The sequence below is a fragment of the Mesorhizobium kamtschaticum genome, from assembly GCF_056174585.1.
This window is the reverse complement of sequence record NZ_CM149691.1, coordinates 3907289-3922728: the sequence shown is the minus strand read 5'-3', so window position 1 is coordinate 3922728 and position 15440 is coordinate 3907289. Positions and strand designations below refer to the sequence as shown.

Genomic DNA, 15440 nt, shown 5'->3' with positions numbered 1-15440 from the left:
GCAATCGCTTTTGCCGCCTCAGTTCGGGCACACGGGGAAGTGTTCGCCGAACGGCGACGTTTTTCCACCGGTCAAGGGGCCGCTGAAATCTCCGGTTAACCCTTCCGCGTCAAAACAGGATCAGGGTGGAATCGCTGGATTATCGCGATTTCGAGCGAGAGATCGGATCGACGGCAGTGCTGAACAGTTTCCTGCTCCTTGCCGAAGCGGTCGTCTACTTCAGTGTCATGGTGACGCTTTTCCGCTCCAGGAGGCGCATTGGCCTCGGCGTCTTCGTCTGCGCGCTCGGCGTCATGCATTTCCTGGAAACCTATCTCGCCAGCGTCTTTTACGTCGCGCTGCCGTTCGGCTTGGTCTCGCCGGGCTCGGCTGTGCTGTTTTCGGGCAAGCTGGTGATGTTGCTCCTGCTCTACATCAAGGAGGACGCCGCCACCGTGCGCCAGCCGATCTATGGTTTGCTGCTCGGCAATGCGCTGATGATCGGCCTGGTGCTGCTCTTGCGCCTGCACGTCATCGCACCGCTGCCCGACGGCAAGCTTCCCGACATCGGCTTCATCGACGAGATGGGCTGGCTGATGGTGTGGGGCACGACGCTGCTGTTCATCGACGCCATACTGATCATCCTGCTCTATGAAAGGCTTGGGCGGTATCTGCGCCAGGCGCAGTTCGCGCGCATCCTGATTTGCGTCGCCTGCGTGCTCACCTTCGACCAGGCGGGCTTCTTCACCGCGCTGCATTTCGTCGCCGGCGCGCCGATCGCCGTCTTCTTCGGCGGCTGGTTCGCCAAGATGGCGGCGGCGCTGATCTTCAGCGCCATGCTTGTCGCCTACCTCAGATGGTTCGAAGCCCGCGACATTCCGCTGCCGCGTGGGCTGACCGACATCTTCGAAACTCTGACCTATCGCGAGCGCTATGAAGCGCTGGTCGAACATGTCGGCCGCGACGGCCTGACCGGCCTGCTGCATCGCGGCCGCTTCGACGCCGACGGTGAGGCAGCCGTAGAGGTCAGCCTGCGAACGGCGAGGCCCCTCAGCCTGCTGATCATCGATGTCGACCATTTCAAGTCGATCAACGACCGCTTCGGCCATGCCGAGGGCGACAAGGTGCTGAAGGCGGTCGCAAGCCTGCTTCGCGAAGTGGCGAGCGCCGAGGACCAGGTGTTCCGGATCGGCGGCGAGGAATTCGCCATCTTGAGTTCGCGTCCGCATCCGGTAGCCAGGCTGTTTGGCGAAAGCATCCGCTACGCGGTCAAGGCATCGACCGTCACCAGCCGCTTCGAGCTGACCGTCAGCGCCGGTGTTTCAACCGTCGGCGAAACGACGCGCTGCCTTGCCGACCTGTTCGCGCTTGCCGACCAGCGCCTCTACAAGGCGAAGTCGACCGGACGCGACCGCGTTGTCGGCGAGCCGGGCGGCCACGAGCCCGACACCGCCATTGCCTGGACCAAGTCGGCGCAGATCTAGTTCTGTCGACTACGACTTTCTCTGCCGCGCGATGCCTGTAAACGTTGACACCGCCATCAGCACGATCGCCAGCCATTTCAAAGCGGTGATGATCGGCCCGGCCTGGATGTCATAGGCAATGAACAAAAGAATGCCCGGCACCAGCAGGCCGCACATGATCAGCATGATGCGGTTGATCTGCCAGGACACTTTTGACGCCAGCGCCTCATCGCCGGCAGCGGGCACCAGCGCCGCGCGCAAAGTCTTGCCGCCCACCAGCATGGCCGAGAGGCGCATCGAGATCGGCAGGCCGAGCCCGATGATGAGGAAGGCGCAGGCGGCGAGCAGCATCGAAAACTTCAGCGCGCTGGTTTCTGCCGGTATCGGAAACAGCAGCGTCGCCAGCGGCAGGAAGACGCCGAACATGCCGAGCGCGGCGATGGCTATGAAGATGGCCGCGTTGACGATCGTGAACAGCTGATAAGTGCCGGCGCCGATCGGCTCGGACAGCGTGCGCATACGCGCCCACTCGGCATCGCTATAGGAAAAGCCCGGCCATTCCATCCGGGCATTGTTGATCGAAACCATGCCCTTGGCCCAGAAAGCCAGCCGCGCCAGCGCACTGCCTGTCACATCCCCCATCGCCATCCCCCGTTGAATGATGTCGCCCCACCATAACACCGCACCGTGGCGCAACGACTGCCCGTTAACGGACCACTACACTTACTGGAACCCGATCGCGTCAACGGTGCCTGTCGGGCAGCCGGCCTTGTTGGTCGGCACCGAGGCCAGCAGCAGGTCCTTGAGCGAGCTGTTCGGGCCGATCGGGCCGGCAAGGCCGAGCGTCAGTTCGCCGATCAGCCGCCGGCCGCTCGAAGGATCGATGACGCAGGAGACGCGCACGCGGTCCCCTGCCCCAGCGCCGAAAGCCTGGTCGAAGGCGCCACGAATCTGGTCCGCCGTCAGCTTGCCGCCAATGCTCTTGGCGAAGAGATCGCGCACCGGCGAGGCGTTGACCTGTCGCATCAGGCCGAGCGCGTCGGAAAAATACTCCTGCTGGTTCTTGCCGTAGCAAGTCCCGTGCTTGATCCATTCATGCCGTTCCAGCTGGGAGGCCGTGCCTGGCATCACCTGGTCGAGCTCCTTACGGGTGCCGGCATCCAGATTGACGGACGGAAGATCCTTCCAGTGGGCCGGATTGTCGTTGGCCTTGTCGTTTGCCGCCACCTGGCAATAGAAATTGCCGTTCGGCTGCGGCCACAGCCCGTGCAGGGTGAAGTTGGTGGCGTCGAACTCGCTCGGGCTCTGCGCCCTGCATTCGGCCTTGCTCGACTTGGTCTCGCAAAAAGCCGGCTGCCAGCTTAGCGCGAAGACATATTCGGGTTTTCCCGATGGGGCGGGCTTGCCTTGTCCGCCAGGTGCCGCCGGCACCGTCGCGGCACTGCTGCCCGACAGATGGCCGCAAGTGACCTTCACCCAGCGCCGCTCCGGATCGGCGCCCGGCACCAGGATCAGATAATGCGTCGGCGCGTCCTTGTTGCCGGCAAGCAGCTGGTAGCTCTGTCCGGCATCGGTCGAGACATTGCCGGGGTTCTTGCCATTCTTGATAGCCTGCGTTGCCGGACAGGCCGCATCGGCAACGAAGGTGCCGCTCATCTTGACTTCGGCATGCGCAGCATTGGCCAGCGACATCGCCAGCATGGCCAATCCGAAAACGACACCAATGCGCATGAGAAATCCCCGGCTGAACAAAGTGGGCGACAGACTGTCTCTGTCTCCATGTCAGAATTGCGATATTTTGCTGGTCAAACGCAAGAAACATCGTCGAGCAAAAGCAGTTGCTGTGGATTGACGCCAAACCGGGGCGGGCGCAAACAAAGCCAACAACGATAAAATGAGGGAGAGACCAGGCGGCCATGCCTTTTAATCAACAACGCATGGTCCGCTCACCGACCGGCGCCGACCTCAACCTTTTCGTCAGACAGGCTGACGGCAAGCCACGCGCCGTCGTCCAGATCAACCACGGCCTGGCCGAGCACGCCGCGCGCTATGCCCGCTTTGCCGATTTTCTCTCCGCGCGCGGCTTCCAAGTCTATGTCCACGACCATCGCGGTCACGGCGCGACCAAGGCATCAGATGCACCGCTCGGCAGATTCGCCGACAGGGATGGTCCGGCCAAGGTGATCGCCGATGTCGACGCCATCCATGATCTCATCGCCAGCGAATGCCCTGATCTGCCGGTCATCCTTTTCGGCCATTCGATGGGCGCGTCGGTGGCGCTAAACTATCTTCTGGACCATTCGCCACGCGTCCATGCCGCAGCGATCTGGAACGGCAATTTTTCGCAAGGCCTGCTTGGGCAGGTGGCGCTTGGCGTCCTCGCCTGGGAACGCATGCGGCTGGGCTCCGACGTTCCGTCGCGCCTGCTGCCGAAACTCACCTTCCAGGCATGGGGCAAGGCGGTGCCCAACCACCGCACGCTGTTCGACTGGCTGTCGCGCGACGAGGCCGAGGTGGCAAAATACATCGCCGACCCGCTGTGCGGCTGGGATGCTTCTATCTCGATGTGGCGCGACGTGGTCTCGATGGCGCTGAACGGCGGCAAGGATGCCGGCTTTGCCGGCGTCCGGCGTGACGTTCCCGTCGCCATCGTCGGCGGTGAAAAGGACCCTGCCTCGGACTGTGGCAAGGGCATCACCCACCTCGCCGACCGCATGCGCAAGATGGGCTTTTCGAATCTGGTTTCAAAGGTTTACGCCGATACCCGCCACGAAAGCCTGAACGAGGTGAACCGCGACATCATCATGGACGATTTCGCCGCCTGGGCCGACGGTGTGCTGAAATAACGACGCCTATCCATCGCAAACCGGCCCTTTGGCCCATCGCAAGGGCCGTGACAGCGGCACAAGGTGTTGATAGAGGCTGCGGTTCCGACCAATTCTGGTGATTTATGGCCGAACCTCCCCTGAAAGGCGTCCGCGTCGTCGAACTCGCCCGCATCCTGGCCGGGCCCTGGGCCGGGCAATTGCTTGCCGATCTCGGCGCCGATGTCATCAAGGTCGAAAGCCCAGATGGCGGCGACGACACCCGCAAATGGGGCCCCCCCTTCGTCATGAGCCATGACGGCGAGAACCTGTCGGCCGCCTACTACCATTCCTGCAACCGCGGCAAACGCTCCATCGCCATCGACTTCTCGACGCCCGAGGGCGCCGAGACCATCCGCCGGCTGGTCGCGACGTCGGACGTGCTGATCGAGAATTTCAAGCTCGGCGGTTTGAAAAAATACGGGCTCGACTATGACAGCCTGCGCAAGATCAACCCGCGTCTTGTCTACTGCTCGATCACCGGTTTCGGCCAGGACGGACCTTACGCGCCACGCGCCGGCTACGACTTCATCATCCAGGCCATGGCCGGCATGATGTCGATCACCGGCGAAGTCGGCCGTGAACCGCAAAAGGCCGGCGTCGCCATCTCGGACATCTTCACCGGGCTCTATTCCGTCATCGCCATCCAGGCCGCGTTGCGCCATGCCGACCAGACCGGCGAAGGCCAGCATATCGACATGGCGCTGTTCGACACCCAGATCTCGGCGCTCGGCAACCAGAACCTCAACTATCTCGTCTCCGGCAAGTCGCCGGTGCAGATGGGCAATGCGCATATGAACATCGCCCCTTACGAGGTGGTGCCGGTCCGCGACGGCCACATCATCCTGGCGGTCGGCAATGACGGCCAGTTCGCCAAATTCTGCGCTGCCGTCGGGCTGGATGAGCTGTCGACCAATCCCGACTTTGCCACCAATCCGGCCCGGGTCGCCAACCGGGTCAAGCTGCGCGAGCATATGATCGGGGCGCTGAAGACCTTTGATCGTGATCCGCTGCTGGCAAAGCTGGAAGCGGCAAGCGTGCCGGCGAGCCCGATCAACACGATCGGCCAGATGTTCGCCGACCCGCAGACGATCGCGCGCGGCATGCGGCTCGACCTCGACGATGGTCACGGCAATCTTTTGCCCTCGGTGCGCGCGCCGATGGTGATGTCTGAAACACCGCTCGTCTATGAGCGCCCCTCGCCGCGCCTGGGCGAGCACACTGACGAAATCCTTGCCGAACTGGAGAGATCAGCGAAATGAAGACCGGTGGACAACTGATCGTCGACGCGCTCGAAGCCAACGGCACCGACCGCATCTTTTGCGTGCCCGGCGAATCCTACCTCGCGGTGCTCGATGCGCTGCACGATTCCAAAATCCGCACCATCGTCTGCCGCCAGGAAGGCGGTGCGGCGATGATGGCGGACTGCCAGGGTCGGCTGACCGGCAAGCCCGGCATCTGCTTCGTCACCCGCGGCCCCGGCGCCACCAACGCGTCGGCGGGCATCCACATCGCCATGCAGGACTCGATACCCGTCATCCTGTTCATCGGCCAGGTCGCCAGCCACGCCAAGGAGCGCGAGGCCTTCCAGGAAGTGGACTACAAGAGATTCTTTGGCGACATCGCCAAATGGGTGGTCGAGATCGACGACGCCGCGCGCATCCCGGAATTCGTCACCCGCGCCTTCGCGGTGGCGACATCGGGCCGTCCCGGCCCGGTCGTCATCTCGCTGCCGGAAGACATGCTGACCAGCGTGGTCGAGGCACCCGCCGCCTTGCCGCACACATCAGTCGAAACCCGGCCGGGCGAAGCCGAACTCGATGCGCTGGAAACGTTGCTGGCCAAGTCCGTCAGGCCCTTCGTCATTCTCGGCGGCACGCGCTGGGATGCCGCGGCGGTTGCACGGATGCGCGCGATCGCCGAGGCGTGGTCGCTGCCGGTTGGCTGTTCCTTCCGCCGCCAGATGCTGTTCGACCATCTTCATGCGAACTACGCCGGCGATGTCGGCATCGGCATCAATCCGAAACTGGCCACCGCCATCAAGCAGGCCGACCTCGTTCTGCTCATAGGCGGCCGCATGGGCGAGATGCCTTCCTCGGACTACACGCTGCTGAAAAGCCCCTATCCCGACCAGACGCTGGTCCATGTCCATGCCGACGCCGGCGAGCTCGGCCGCGTCTACCGGCCGGCGTTGGCGATCAACGCCTCGCCTTCCGCCTTTGTCGAAGCCTTTGCCAAGCGCAAGCCTGGCTCCGCGCCGGGTTGGGCGGACGAAACGGCCAAACTGCACGCCGCCTATCTCGACTGGTCGACACCGCCGGAGACTGGTCCCGGCCCGGTCCATATGGGGCCGATCATGAACTATCTGGAAAAGGTGCTGCCCGACGACGCCATCCTCACCAACGGCGCCGGCAACTACGCCACCTGGGTGCATCGCTTCCACCGCTCCCGCCGCTTTGCCACGCAGGCAGCGCCGACCTCCGGCTCGATGGGCTACGGCACGCCGGCGGCGGTCGCCGCCAAGGCGCTTTATCCGGATCGCACCGTGATTGCCTTTGCCGGCGACGGCTGCTTCCTGATGAACGGTCAGGAGTTCGCCACCGCAGTACAGTATGACCTGCCGATCATCGTCATCGTCGTCAACAACGGCATCTACGGCACAATCCGCATGCACCAGGAACGCGAATATCCCGGTCGTGTCGTCGCCACCGATCTCAGGAATCCCGACTTCGCGTCGCTGGCCCGCGCCTATGGCGGCCATGGCGAAACGGTCGAAAAAACAGCCGACTTCGCGCCGGCCTTCGAGCGTGCCCGCGCCAGCGGCAAGCCGGCCATCGTCGAAATCAGGCTCGATCCCGAAGCGATCACGCCAACCCGCACGATGACACAGATCCGAGACAAGGCGTGATCCAACCAAAAGGGGCGGTCGCCCGCCCCTTTTGTCGCAGCGCTTTACGCTACTTCGCCGCTTCGATCTGGCCGCGGATCTCGCCGTCCTTGTTGGCGGCGGTGTGGACGTTGACGTAGTAGTTGCCGGCCGCCAGGTCGGCGGCTTGCGCGTCCGTCAGCGTCGCCGACCCCTTGATCGGGCTCTTGAGCTTACCTTTGAACGGGATGACGGGGCCGGCGTTCGCCCCCATCGCCGCCGGGCCGTGAATGTGCGCCGCCGTTGCCGGTCCGCTGAGGCCGGAATATTTGACGTCCCAGCTGAGCTTCTTCTTGGTTGTGTCGAAGGTGAATGTGGCGGTGCCTTTGCCCTTGGTTGTGACGGGCGGGCTCTGCTGGCTGCCATCGAGCGTCGCCTTGTATTTCACTACCTCGGCCATGGCCGGGGATGCGAGCAGGAAAGCGGTCGAAATGGCCAGTGCCGAAAGCACCGGTAGAAAGGATTGTGTGCGCATGAAGAACCTCCAGTGGCTGTCGCATGGGTCGCGGCCCCCAACGCGCGCATGCTTCAACGCAATGGCTGGACAGCGCAATGTATCCCCGCACACGTTTTTGTGACTGGAAGCATCAAAAAAGGGCGATCGCCCGCCCCTTCCAGCTTCCAGAAGGAGCCGTCAGACCGCCGCCAGCGCCTGCGTCAGGTCGGCGATCAGGTCGTCCGGATGCTCGACACCGATCGATAGCCTGACCGTCGTCTCCAGCACGCCGATGCGCTGGCGCACGTCGAAGGGAATGCCCGAGTGGGTCATCGCCGCCGGGTGGCTGGCAAGCGATTCCGTGCCGCCGAGGCTTACCGCTAGCTTGAATATCTGCAGGGCGTTGAGAAAGGCGAAAGCCGCCTTCTCTCCGCCCCTGATGTCGAAGGAGAAGGTCGAGCCGGCACCGCTGCATTGCCTGATGTAAGCGCGCCCCGCCGGCGTCTCCTCGCCCAGGAACGGCAGATAATTCACCTTCTCGACCTTGGCGTGGTCGCGCAGGAATTCGGCGACGAGGCGCGCATTGTCGTTGGCCCGCTCCATGCGGATCGACAGCGTCTCCAGCGAGCGGCCGAGCATCCAGCAGGAATGCGGGTCGAGCTGCGTGCCGATCGCGCCACGCAGCGCCTTGATCGGCTTGGTAACCGCCTTGCTGCCCATGGCGGCGCCCGCGATCAGGTCGGAATGGCCGCCGACATATTTGGTCAACGAATAGACGGAGACATCGGCGCCATGCTCGATCGGCCGCTGGAACACCGGGCCGAGCAGCGTGTTGTCGCAGACGATGATCGGCGTCGAACCTTGGCTGGCGCCGATCTCGTCGGCGATCGTCCGCATCAGCGCGATGTCGACCAGGCTGTTGGTCGGGTTGGATGGCGTCTCGATCAGGATGACCGAAACACGCCCCTTCGCAACCGCCGCATCGGCGGCCGCCCGCACCGCCTTTTCGTCGACGCCATCGGCGAAGCCGACAGCGCCGATGCCGAAGCCGGACAGCGTGCGCGTCAGCAGCGTCTCGGTGCCGCCATAGAGCGGCTGCGAGTGCAGGATGACGTCCCCCGGGCGGGCATAGGCAAGCAGTGTCGTGGCGATCGCCGACATACCCGATGAAAACAGGATGCAGGCATCCGTCCCCTCATAGATAGCCAGCCGATCCTCGACGATCTCGCTGTTGGGATGGTTGAAGCGCGAATAGACCAGGCCGGACGCCGTGCCGCTCGGCGGCTCCTTGCGGCCCGACGTGTAGTCGAAGAAGTCGCGTCCCTCTTCCGCCGATTTGAACACGAAGGTCGAGGTCAGGAACACCGGCGGCTTGACCGCGCCTTCCGAAAGCTGCGGATCGAAGCCATAGCTCAGCATCAGCGTCTCTGGATGGAGCTTGTGGTTGCCGATATGGGTTTTCGACGGGCGTGGCGCGGTCATGGCTTTTCCTGCGTTCGAGGGATATCGCGCCGCAATTTATGCGATCTCCACCCCACAGTCCTTGCTATTTTCGGGCTCGCATGGCTGCATCCTGGCAATGAATTGCCTGGAGAGGACAAAAGTGCAGCAGAAGATAGCCGACGATTTTGACCTCAAGATATTGCGCGAACTGCGGGCGGACGCCCGCATCACCAACAACGAACTCGCCGAGCGCATCGGCCTGTCGCCGTCGCCGTGCCTCAGGCGGGTGCGGCGGCTGGAGGAGACCGGCGTCATCAGAGGCTACACCACGCTGGTCGATCCCGCCGCCTTCGGCTGGAGCATGGTCGCCATCGCCACCATCCGCCTCAGCCGGCAGAACGAGGACGAGATCGTCATGTTCGAGGACGCGATCCGCGGCTGGGAAGAGGTGCTGGAGTGCCACCTGGTCACCGGTTCGCGCGACTATGTGCTGAAGGTGGTGACGGGCAGCCTGGAACAATACGAGCGCTTCATCAAGGAGAAGATCGCACGGCTGAAATGCGTCGCCTCGATTGAGACCAGCTTCGTCATGAACACCATAAAGGAACGGCGCCTCTGACACCAATGCATGTCGCCCAAAAGTGTACAGCGGTTTTGGGATAACGACACGCATCAAACAAAAGATAGAGCGGTTCTACCGAACCGCTCTATCCAAAGGCGCCGCCTTCGAGACGATAATTGCGGACTGAGCTTACTTGACCGCCTTGTCGGTGATGGCGGTGGTGTAGGCGCCGGTCGGCTCCTTGGTGATGATCTTCTGGTCGAGCAGCGCCTTGGCGGTGCGCTCGTAGGTCGCCGGGTCGAGCTTGCCGTCGGCATTGTCGATCAGCTTGGCGACTTCGCTCATCATCCGCTTCTGGTGATTCTCGTCCTGGCCGCCGCCATCCATGACGATGCCCGCGGCTTCGTCATTGTTGTCGATGGCGTATTTCCAGCCCTTCATCGAAGCGCGCACGAAACGCACCATCTTGTCCTCGAAGGCCGGATCCTTGAGCTTGTCTTCCGAGGCATAGAGGCCGTCCTCGAGCAGGTCGTTGCCCATCGCCGAGTAGTTGAACACGGTGAGCTGTTCCGGCTTGTAACCGGCGTCGATCAGTTGCCAGTACTCGTTGTAGGTCATGACCGAGATGCAATCCGCCTGCTTCTGGATCAGCGGCTGCACGTCGAAGCTCTGCTTCAAGACGGTTACGCCGTCCGCGCCGCCATCGGTCTTCAGGCCAAGCTTGTTCATCCAGGCGTAGAACGGATATTCGTTGCCGAAGAACCAGACGCCGAGCGTATGGCCCTTGAAGTCGGCTTCGGTCTTGATCGGGCCGTCCTTCGGGCAGACCAGTTCCATGCCGGCCTTCTTGAACGGCTGGGCGATGTTGACCAGCGGCACGCCCTTTTCGCGCGCGGCCAGCGCACCGCCCATCCAGTCGACGATGACGTCGGCGCCGCCACCGGCGATCACCTGCTCCGGCGCGATATCGGGGCCGCCCGGCTTGATGTCGACGTCGAGGCCTTCGGCCTCATAGAAACCCTTGGCCTTGGCGACATAGTAGCCGGCAAACTGGGCCTGCGTGACCCATTTCAGCTGCAACGTCACCTTGTCGGCGGCCATGGCCTGGAAGGCGGCCAGCGACATCGCGCCGGCCAGAACGGGAATAATCAGTCTTTTCATTTTTCTACCCTCTGAAGTTAGTGCCCTTAACCCACCGCCCCTATCCACCACGGACAGAGGGATGCCAAAACGTGACGGCCCTTTCGACAAGAGCGACCACGCCATAAAAGACCGAACCCGCAAGTGCTGCAACTGCGATTTCGGCCCAGACCATGTCGATGTTCATCCGCCCGACCTCGGTCGAGATGCGGAAGCCCATGCCGACGACGGGCGTGCCGAAGAACTCGGCGACGATGGCGCCGATCAGCGCCAGCGTCGAGTTGATCTTCAGCGCGTTGAAGATAAAGGGCGCCGCCGCCGGCAGCCTGAGCTTCAGCAGCGTCTGCCAATAGCCCGACGCATAGGTGCGCATCAGGTCGCGCTCCATATGGCCTGACGCGGACAGCCCAGCGACCGTGTTCACCAGCATCGGAAAGAAGGTCATGATGATGACGACAGCCGCCTTGGACTGCCAGTCGAAGCCGAACCACATCACCATGATCGGCGCCACGCCGATGATCGGCAGTGCCGAGACCATGTTGCCGATCGGCAAAAGCCCGCGCCGCAGGAACGGCACGCGATCGGCCAGGATCGCGGTGATGAAGCCGGCGCCGCTGCCGACGACATAGCCGAAGATCACCGCCTTGAAGATGGTCTGCCGCACATCGGCGCCGAGCACCGGCAGCGAACCGGCGATGCGCGCACCGATGGCGCTCGGCGGCGGCAGCAGGATGAAGGGGATGCCGGCGCCGCGCGTCACCGCTTCCCAGATGATCAGGATCCAGGCGCCGAAGATGGCGGGGATGATGAGCCGAAGGGCGGTCCGTTCCCAGTTCGCCATCGGGCGAAGTCCCGACAGCACCGCAACGCAACGCCAGCCAAGCAGCCAGGCAGCCGTGAGCAGCAGGAAATACGGTGCCCGTGCCTGACCTTCGAAGCCAGCGATGCCACCGATCAACAGCCAGGCGACGAGATGAGCGCCGATGAAAAGCACGACTGCTTCGACGATGGACGGTATTCTGGCCATGGAGATCAAAGCAGCGAGAAGCAGCGCGCCGAAGATCAGCCAGCTTGTCGCCGCATAGGGATAGATCAACGTCCCTGCTGGCTGGGCCAGCGGATCCACTTTTGGCGCGGCGATCGCGCCGAGCGCGACCGCGATCAGGCACAGCACGATAGCCAGCACCGCTTGCCAGGAAGGTTTCAGCCAGTTCATGCCGGCCTCCCGCCCATGGCGCGGTCGACGATGCGCCCGGCACTGCCGACCACCATGACCAGAAGTGCCGCCACGATCGAGCCGGCGACGAGCGCCGACCAGATGTCGATGGACTGGCTGTAATAGGCGCCGGCGAGCAGCTTGGCGCCGATGCCGGCGACGGCACCGGTCGGCAGTTCGCCAACGATGGCGCCGACCAGGCTTGCCGCCACCGCCACCTTCATCGAGGTGAACAGGAACGGCACCGAGGCCGGCACGCGCAGCTTCCAGAAGGTCTGCGAGGGGCTGGCATTGTAGGTGTGCATCAGGTCGAGATGCATGATTTCGGGCGAGCGCAGCCCCTTCACCATGCCGACCGTCACCGGGAAGAACGACAGATAGGTCGAGATCATCGCCTTGGGGATCAGGCCGGTAATGCCGACCGCTGCCAAAACCACAATGATCATCGGCGCCACCGCCAGGATCGGAATGGTCTGCGAGGCGATGATCCACGGCATCAGGCTGCGGTCGAGCGTCGCCACATGCACGATCCCCACCGCAATGATGATGCCGAGCGCGGTGCCGAAGGCAAAGCCGAGCAGTGTCGACGACAGCGTCACCCAGGCATTGTAGACGAGGCTGCGGTTCGAGGTGATAGGCCGCAGGAACGTGTTCTCGAAGAAGTTCACCGCCACCTGATGCGGCGCCGGCAGCGTCGGCTTCGGCTGCGACAGCGTCTTGCCGATGAGCTCGCTGAACGTGGAGGTCTCATTGGCACGGCGGTCGAGGTCGCGCTGGAACGGCGCGTTGAGGATGACGGCGAAGACGTACCAGAGGATGACGACGCCAGCGAGGATGGAGGTTACGGGGACGAGCTTGTCGCGGAAGGAGTCCATCTAGCGGGCCCTTCCCAACCGCAACTGCAGAAAGCGGCGCTGCCGGTCTTTCGTCATCCTAGGGCGGAGCGACGCGAAGCGTCGCGCAGACCCTAGGATCCATTCCGTGACGTTGGCCAAGGGGTATGAGCGGTCGAGAATGTTCGCCTTCCAACGCACTGCGTAGGGAGTACCGTTTTGCACCGCTGCGGAGCGTCGAAGTAACGGCATGGATCCTAGGGTCTGCGCCGCGTCGCTTCGCTCCTTGCTCCGCCCTAGGATGACGAAGTTAGGGTGGGATGCTCCCTCGACGCAGGCCGCTTCGCACCTGCTCCGCCCTAGGATGACGAAGGCGCGGGTGGCCGCCCCCTCACCCGACCTCCGCTTCGCTCCGGCCACCCTCTCCCCGTTGGGGAGAGGAGGAAGACCGTCGTTCACCCCCTCAATCATCATAGCTGTGCCCTGCCCTCAAGCCGTCGCGCACGCGCGCGGCGATCGCCAAAAACTCCGGCGTCTCGCGGATGTCGAGCGGCCTTTCCTTCGGCAGTGTCGATTCGATGATGTCGCTGACCCGGCCGGGCCGCGGCGACATGACGACAATGCGCGTCGAGAGATACACGGCTTCCGGTATGGAGTGGGTGACGAAGCAGATGGTCTTGTTGGTCCGCCCCCACAATTCCAGCAACTGCTCGTTGAGGTGGTCGCGCACGATCTCGTCCAGCGCGCCGAACGGCTCGTCCATCAAAAGCAGGTCGGCGTCGAAGGCCAGCGCGCGGGCGATCGAGGCGCGCTGCTGCATGCCTCCGGACAGCTGCCAGGGGTATTTCTTCTCGAACCCCGAGAGGTTGACGAGGTCGAGCGTGCGCTTGATGCGCTCCGCCTGCTCCGCCCCGGACAGGCCCATGATCTCCAGCGGCAGCCCCACATTGCGTTCGATGGTGCGCCACGGAAAAAGCGCCGCAGCCTGGAAGACATAGCCATAGGCGCGTTTCTCGCGCGCCTGTTCCGGCGTCATGCCGTTGACCGAGATCGTCCCCGAGGTCGGCTTCTCCAGATCGGCGATGACGCGCAGCAGCGTGGTCTTGCCGCAGCCCGATGGCCCGATGAAGGAGACGAACTCCCCCTTGCCGATGGTCAGGTCGACATTGGACAGTGCCTGCACCGGCCCGTCATTGGTCTGGAAGGTGAGGCCCAGTTTGCTTGCCGCGACGACGGCTGGCGAAGTCCCGGTCATCGGCTGCAGCCTGCCTGTTCCCGCCCCTGCGCCGGCCGGATTCCGATTGCTTTTATCGCGATGTTGTTTTCCACTCGCCCAGTCCCATTGGTCTTTGTTCCACTCAATCGACGCCCGGAGTTTCCCCGATGTCGCCCAAACCCACTTGCCATCTTATCCGCCCTGAAAGCACTTATGAAGGCAAGCAGGGTTTGACCTATTTCGCCGGCATCGCCACCGAGTCGGTCGGCTCTTCCGGCATCTGCATGCATGTGCTCACCATGCCGCCCGGCGCCCGCGCCAAGGCGCATCTGCATGAGAACCATGAAACGGCGATCTACGTGCTCTCCGGCGAGGTCCATACCTGGTATGGCGACCGGCTCGAGCACCACATCGTCGTCAAGGCCGGCGACCTCTTCTACATTCCGGCCGGCGTACCGCATCTGCCGGCCAATCTGAGCAACGCCCCGTCCTCGGCCGTCATTGCCCGCACCGATCCCAACGAGCAGGAAAGCGTCGTCCTGCTGCCGGAACTGGATGCACTGGTCGCCTGACGCTGACGGGATCGCCGTCATTTGCACCGCGAGACTTCCCCCATGACGTTGCCATCTTCGTCGGTGATCGTCAGCTTCTTGGCATTTTTGGCACTGTGCTTGATGGTGAACTTGGTCGGCTCCTGCCCCTCTTCGCCTTCCGCCTCGCATGTCGCTGTCACCACCAGCGATCCGTCGGCCTGCGCTTGCGTCTTCGTGAACGTGCAGGCGCTGGCGGCGGTGATCAATTCCTTGTCGGTCAAAAGCAGCATCTGATCGGCGGCGACTTCCTGGCCGTTGCGGTTGATACAGCCATATTTGTCGCCATAGGGTTTCGACAGATCGATACCTGCCGCGGAAGCCTGGCCAGCAGCCAAAACGACAACCATCGCAACAGACAGACTAAAACCACGCATGCTCATTCCCCCATTGCCCAACGTTAAGAACATGATTGCAGCGGCCCCAGTTCCTCAAGGCCGGGAATGGTGACGAAGAAACCATCCTCTCCCTTGTTGGTGACCACGATGGTTTCGATCGTTGTCCCCGCCTCACCCTCGGCGGAACAGGTAGAATTCACGGACTGCGCACCCGGCATCGTCGTCAATTGCTGCTCGAACCGGCAGCCGCTGCCATAGGTCTCGATGCCTTCTGCCGTCAGCAGGACATAGGCGTCGCTGTCCTGATACCCGGCCTTAACGCCGGCACAGCCGACATCATTGCCCCAGGAACCGGCCAGCACACCGGCCGCATTTGCCGGACCACCGGCAACTGCCGCCAGGACCAGTAAGATGAGCGCGGCCGAACGCGCCAA

16 protein-coding genes are annotated in these 15440 nt (G+C 63.2%); 6 read left to right on the top strand and 10 right to left on the bottom strand.

The annotated features are described in order from the left end of the window. The first annotated feature begins 176 nt into the window (after window positions 1–176). The gene (locus AC0V7N_RS19360; RefSeq protein WP_475460401.1) at window positions 177–1463 is read left to right on the top strand and encodes a GGDEF domain-containing protein; all 1287 of its coding nucleotides are present in this window, start codon (window positions 177–179) and stop codon (window positions 1461–1463) included. A 9-nt stretch (window positions 1464–1472) separates the two neighbouring features. On the opposite strand, the gene AC0V7N_RS19355 is transcribed toward AC0V7N_RS19360, so the two are convergent. Together AC0V7N_RS19355 and AC0V7N_RS19350 are read right to left on the bottom strand one after the other, a co-directional pair. Then, window positions 1473–2084, bottom strand: a complete 612-nt coding sequence (locus AC0V7N_RS19355) for a hypothetical protein (protein ID WP_475450066.1) — start codon at window positions 2082–2084, stop codon at window positions 1473–1475. A gap of 81 nt (window positions 2085–2165) precedes the next feature. Continuing rightward, complete coding sequence (locus AC0V7N_RS19350) at window positions 2166–3173, bottom strand: ribonuclease T2 family protein (RefSeq protein WP_475450065.1); 1008 nt, start codon at window positions 3171–3173, stop codon at window positions 2166–2168. A 185-nt stretch (window positions 3174–3358) separates the two neighbouring features. On the opposite strand from AC0V7N_RS19350, the gene AC0V7N_RS19345 reads away from it, so the two are divergent. From AC0V7N_RS19345 to AC0V7N_RS19335, 3 genes are all read left to right on the top strand, one after another. Then, window positions 3359–4288 carry an alpha/beta fold hydrolase gene (locus AC0V7N_RS19345; protein ID WP_475450064.1) on the top strand — a complete coding sequence of 310 codons (930 nt, stop codon included), beginning with the start codon at window positions 3359–3361 and terminating at the stop codon, window positions 4286–4288. Window positions 4289–4392: 104 nt separating this feature from the next. Next, window positions 4393–5568 carry a CaiB/BaiF CoA transferase family protein gene (locus AC0V7N_RS19340; protein ID WP_475450063.1) on the top strand — a complete coding sequence of 392 codons (1176 nt, stop codon included), beginning with the start codon at window positions 4393–4395 and terminating at the stop codon, window positions 5566–5568. Further along, window positions 5565–7214 carry a thiamine pyrophosphate-binding protein gene (locus tag AC0V7N_RS19335; RefSeq protein WP_475450062.1) on the top strand — a complete coding sequence of 550 codons (1650 nt, stop codon included), beginning with the start codon at window positions 5565–5567 and terminating at the stop codon, window positions 7212–7214. The genes AC0V7N_RS19340 and AC0V7N_RS19335 overlap by 4 nt, the downstream gene beginning before the upstream one ends. Window positions 7215–7263: 49 nt before the next feature. Here AC0V7N_RS19335 and AC0V7N_RS19330 read toward each other — a convergent pair whose 3' ends face one another. Continuing rightward, window positions 7264–7707: a CHRD domain-containing protein gene (locus tag AC0V7N_RS19330; protein ID WP_475450061.1), complete on the bottom strand. Its 444-nt coding sequence runs from the start codon at window positions 7705–7707 to the stop codon at window positions 7264–7266. A gap of 159 nt (window positions 7708–7866) precedes the next feature. After that, window positions 7867–9150, bottom strand: coding sequence for a cystathionine gamma-synthase family protein (locus AC0V7N_RS19325; protein ID WP_475450060.1), 1284 nt, complete (start codon window positions 9148–9150; stop codon window positions 7867–7869). A 121-nt stretch (window positions 9151–9271) separates the two neighbouring features. Between AC0V7N_RS19325 and AC0V7N_RS19320 the strand changes: the two genes are divergently transcribed. Beyond that, complete coding sequence (locus tag AC0V7N_RS19320; protein ID WP_027045952.1) at window positions 9272–9730, top strand: Lrp/AsnC family transcriptional regulator; 459 nt, start codon at window positions 9272–9274, stop codon at window positions 9728–9730. Window positions 9731–9862: 132 nt separating this feature from the next. On the opposite strand, the gene AC0V7N_RS19315 is transcribed toward AC0V7N_RS19320, so the two are convergent. From AC0V7N_RS19315 to AC0V7N_RS19300, 4 genes are all read right to left on the bottom strand, one after another. Further along, window positions 9863–10834: an ABC transporter substrate-binding protein gene (locus AC0V7N_RS19315; RefSeq protein ID WP_475450059.1), complete on the bottom strand. Its 972-nt coding sequence runs from the start codon at window positions 10832–10834 to the stop codon at window positions 9863–9865. A gap of 40 nt (window positions 10835–10874) precedes the next feature. Then, window positions 10875–12029 carry an ABC transporter permease gene (locus AC0V7N_RS19310; RefSeq protein WP_475450058.1) on the bottom strand — a complete coding sequence of 385 codons (1155 nt, stop codon included), beginning with the start codon at window positions 12027–12029 and terminating at the stop codon, window positions 10875–10877. Further along, complete coding sequence (locus AC0V7N_RS19305; protein WP_475450057.1) at window positions 12026–12904, bottom strand: ABC transporter permease; 879 nt, start codon at window positions 12902–12904, stop codon at window positions 12026–12028. Before AC0V7N_RS19305 ends, AC0V7N_RS19310 begins: the two co-directional genes overlap by 4 nt. Window positions 12905–13325: 421 nt before the next feature. After that, window positions 13326–14117, bottom strand: a complete 792-nt coding sequence (locus tag AC0V7N_RS19300; RefSeq protein WP_475450056.1) for an ABC transporter ATP-binding protein — start codon at window positions 14115–14117, stop codon at window positions 13326–13328. A gap of 128 nt (window positions 14118–14245) precedes the next feature. Here AC0V7N_RS19300 and AC0V7N_RS19295 point away from each other — a divergent pair, with 128 nt between their 5' ends. Beyond that, a complete protein-coding gene (locus tag AC0V7N_RS19295) occupies window positions 14246–14650 on the top strand; it encodes a cupin domain-containing protein (RefSeq protein ID WP_015317160.1) in 405 nt (134 codons plus the stop codon). Between the two features lie 17 nt (window positions 14651–14667). Here AC0V7N_RS19295 and AC0V7N_RS19290 read toward each other — a convergent pair whose 3' ends face one another. Together AC0V7N_RS19290 and AC0V7N_RS19285 are read right to left on the bottom strand one after the other, a co-directional pair. After that, window positions 14668–15045, bottom strand: a complete 378-nt coding sequence (locus tag AC0V7N_RS19290) for a hypothetical protein (protein WP_475450055.1) — start codon at window positions 15043–15045, stop codon at window positions 14668–14670. 23 nt (window positions 15046–15068) lie between these two features. Next, window positions 15069–15440: a hypothetical protein gene (locus tag AC0V7N_RS19285; RefSeq protein ID WP_496627194.1), complete on the bottom strand. Its 372-nt coding sequence runs from the start codon at window positions 15438–15440 to the stop codon at window positions 15069–15071.